This is a genomic window from Streptomyces sp. NPDC057654 (assembly GCF_042800135.1).
Taxonomy (GTDB): domain Bacteria; phylum Actinomycetota; class Actinomycetes; order Streptomycetales; family Streptomycetaceae; genus Streptomyces.
Map to the genome: position 1 here is coordinate 1 of NZ_JBHVHQ010000918.1, position 3361 is coordinate 3361.

Sequence of the window (3361 nt, forward strand, 5' to 3'; positions counted from 1 at the left end):
CCCCCACCCGTCGACCACATCCTCAACTGGTCAACCTGGCGCCGCAGACGCCAGCACCAAGCCCGCATCAGCCACTACAAACGACGCGGACACAGCCCCTGAAACTGACCACCAGTCACGGCAAAGACCGTTGCAGTACTAGGGCTTCGGTGAGGATGTCGATCGTGCCGTAGCGGGTGCGAAGCTGTTCGTCGTCGGTGCTGACCTGGGCGGCGTGGTCGGCGGTGGCCTTGTCGAGAGCTTCGCGGTAGCGGTCCGCGTGGGTTTCGGTGGGGAGGTACTCGCTGGCGACCTTGATGGCATGCTGAAGGTAGGGCATGCGCTCGTCTTGAGCGGTGTGGGCGCTGGTGAGGAGTTCTCGGGGATCCTCGCCGTCGATCGTCCCGAGGTGTATGCCGATGGCCAGGTCGTAGTCGGGGTCGGCGGTGAGAGCATCGCGCAGGGCCAGTCGGGCCGCGATGAGATCGCCTTGCCGCCAGGCGACGAAGGCGTACAGCGTCAGCGCGGGGACGGCCTCCTGTGCGAACGGTTCGGCGCAGTGCCGGGCGAGGTAGGCCCACAGGCGTCGGGCGTGGGGCAGGTCGTCGTCCTCCGCGCGGGCGATGCCGGCTTCCACGGCGCCGTCGTCGTGCAGGCCGACGATGAGCTGAGTGGTCAAGGAGCGGTTGAGGTCGGTCGCTCCGGCCCGGAACTGGTTGAGGGCCGCATGGATCTGGGCGCAGGTCGCCGTGAGCATGGCGTCGCGTCCGGCGCGGGTCGCGGAGCGGGTGTTGAACTGGTCGATGGTGGTGTTCAGGTGCTTGAGGAGGTTGGGGTTGGCTGTGGTGGGCCTGAACTCCTTGACGATGTCGCGGGTGCGGGGGCCGGGGGTCCGGCCGAGGCGGGCCATTTGGGCGGTGATGCTGGTGGGGTCGCTGGCGGTTGGGAGCGGTTCGCCTTCGCAGCATCCTTCGGCGGGGCACTCGTACGCCCACCACCGGTTCCCGACGAGCCCGATCGTCTGGAGGACGGTGGCGCGCAGTTCGGTGAGTGTGGCGGTGAGCCAGTCGCCGACCGGGGCGAGGAGCGCGGCCGTGTCCCAGGGGGTCTGGTCGGCGCGCGGTTCGCGGCAGAGGTAGACGACGACGCCTTGGTCGGGGTTGTGCCCCTGCCGGTGGGCGTAGGCCACGAACTGGCGGGCGGCGAGTTCGGCGGTGGCTTTCCACTCGGCGGGGTCGTCGGGCAGGGGGCACGTCATGGTCGGGCCGTCGGTGAAGTTCTCGCCGGGGGCGTGGAGGGCGATGCTGTCGTCGGGGTAGTGGCCGAGGAGGTAGGGCAGGATCTGTGCGAGGTTGGGCAGGCTGGTGACCTGCACGGTGTTGTCGGGGCTCACTTCTGGGTTCCTTCCGCGGAGTGGGGGTTGGGTTGCCCGGTGCGGGCGGGTGGGGGCGGGGCGGGGATGCCGCGCGGCTTGTTCGTCAGGGCGGGGAGCAGGCGGTCGCGGAGGAGCGCGCCGAGGTCGGTGGCCAGGTCTTCGCTGGTGCGTGTGTTGAGGACGGCGTGCCAGGTGCGGCCGGGCTGGAGCCGGGCGTCGCGGGCGGCTTGTGCGTCGGCCTGCTCGGTGGCGGTTGCGCCGTCGGGGATGGGCGGGAGGTCGGGGCCTGCGGTGATCCAGGTCTGGATGGCGAGGCCGCGGGACTGGACGCGCAGGCCGAGATGGTGGCCGTCGGGGTGGTGGTAGTCGGTGGTGCGGTCGGGGGTGCCGGTGGGCGTTTGGTGCCAGGGGAGTTCGAGGGTGGGGGCGATCTGGTTGAGGGGCGGGACGTCGATCTCGTCGCGTGGCGCGGCGAAGGACGGGCGTCGGCGGCGGGTCGTAGGGGTCGTGCCGGGTCGGATGAGATTGCTGGGTTCGGTCATACGGCTGCGGCCTGGGGCATGACCTCGTCGAGGAGCGCGAATGCCTGGTCCCAGGCGACGAGGGTGTGGGCGGTGTCCAGGTAGCGGTTACGTTGCTCGAAGGCTTCTTTGGCTTCGGCGTGGGCTTTGGCGTAGTCGTCGTCGGGGGCGAGGGAGTCGGCGTGGCCGATGAGGCAGTGCGGGCCGAGGTCCCAGACGATGGCGTTGACGGCGGCGCACCCGGCGGACAACGCGTCGATGTCGTTGCCGTACCAGTGGAAATCGTGGGTGTTGAGGCCGAGGTCGCGCAGGCGCTGGGCGACGGAGCGGAGCATCGTGCCCGAGCCGACGGCGGGATCGCAAAAGGACATCCCCGGTTTGACGAAGCCTGCATCCACGGTCATCTGGGCCATCGCGTCCGTGATGGATGCCGGCGTGTGGTACTCGCCGCGCCACTTCTTGTCGCTCTTGTGGCGGAGGCCCGTGAGTAGGGGGCTGAGGACGTCGGCTTCGGAGCGGCGCCAGGGATCGTCGTGGCCGGTGAGGTCGAAGAGGCCGGTGTTGACGGCGGCGTGGGTGACGGCGTGGACGGCGCGGAGCTGCTGCTGGTCGGGCTCGGGGTTCCAGGCCCAGTCGTGGAGGCGTATCGCACGGTTGATGAGGTCGGGGCGGTTGATCCAGTGGCCGAGGTAGACCTCCTTGAACAGGCCTGGGAGGTCCTCGGGTTGGAGGTTGAGTATCCAGTCCGCTATGCCGGGCACGTTGCGCAGCAGGCAGAGCGCGGCGACGGTGCCGAGGGGGACGTCGATGCTGCTGCCGCCGAAGTTGCGGTACCAGGCGTCGAGTACCTTCTCGGCGATCGTGTGGGCGTGGTCGTGGGGGTCGCGCGGGGCGGCGTACTTGCGCGCGGTGATCTTGGTGGTGCGGTTGGCGGCCTTGGACTTGGGCGGGGGCTTCTTCGCCCATGACGGTGCGGGCCGTTCGGTGGCCCGGGGGGCGGCGCGGGGCAAGAAGTCGTCGGGCATGGTTGCGGATACCTTTCTGCGGGCGCGCATGGGGCCGCCCCGGTGCGCGGTGCGCGACCGGGGCGGCGTGGGGCGGGGTTGGGGTGGATTCAGCTGGTCTGCTGGAGGGCGGTGCCGATGCCGCGGGCCTCGATGGCGTAGGCGGCTTCGGGGTATCCGGCTTGGTGCAGGCCGCTGATGAGGAACATCAGGGCTGCCTCGTGGGCGTCCATGTCGCCTGTGAGCTGCTCGAAGGTCATGTCGCGCAGTTCCTTGGGCCGGTACTCGTAGCCGGTGCGCAGGTTCTGCTCGATGCGGGCGAGGGCCGCGGTGGTCTGCTGTTCGGTGAGGCCGAGCAGGGCGGACCAGGAGGCGAGGGTGGCGTTGTCGACGGGGAGGTTCACGGGCTGGTGCCTTTCGGGAAGGCCGTGCCCGGCCGTGCCGGTGCGGCCGGGCACGGCGTGGGTCAGGAGGTGGGGTGG

The 3361-nt window shown here is 70.2% G+C and carries 4 protein-coding genes; all 4 read right to left on the reverse strand.

The genetic code is table 11. The features are described 5' to 3' along the window. Window positions 1–115 precede the first annotated feature (115 nt). Complete coding sequence (locus tag ACFU99_RS38250; RefSeq protein ID WP_384401688.1) at window positions 116–1372, reverse strand: DUF4192 family protein; 1257 nt, start codon at window positions 1370–1372, stop codon at window positions 116–118. Further along, on the reverse strand, window positions 1369–1896 hold the full coding sequence (locus tag ACFU99_RS38255) for a hypothetical protein (RefSeq protein ID WP_384401690.1): 528 nt from the start codon (window positions 1894–1896) through the stop codon (window positions 1369–1371). The genes ACFU99_RS38250 and ACFU99_RS38255 overlap by 4 nt, the downstream gene beginning before the upstream one ends. Next, entirely contained in the window at window positions 1893–2900 is a 1008-nt protein-coding gene (locus tag ACFU99_RS38260) for an N-6 DNA methylase (protein WP_384401693.1), read from the reverse strand. The genes ACFU99_RS38255 and ACFU99_RS38260 overlap by 4 nt, the downstream gene beginning before the upstream one ends. Window positions 2901–2989: 89 nt before the next feature. Further along, a partial coding sequence (locus tag ACFU99_RS38265) for a hypothetical protein (RefSeq protein WP_384401696.1) occupies window positions 2990–3361 on the reverse strand: 372 nt, incomplete at its 5' end.

What these genes read in the sequence shown, in the direction of transcription:
- ACFU99_RS38255 (WP_384401690.1), bottom strand. Translation starts at nt 1,896, where the DNA reads ATGACCGAACCCAGCAATCTCATCCGACCCGGCACGACCCCTACGACC.
- ACFU99_RS38260 (WP_384401693.1), bottom strand. Translation starts at nt 2,900, where the DNA reads ATGCCCGACGACTTCTTGCCCCGCGCCGCCCCCCGGGCCACCGAACGG.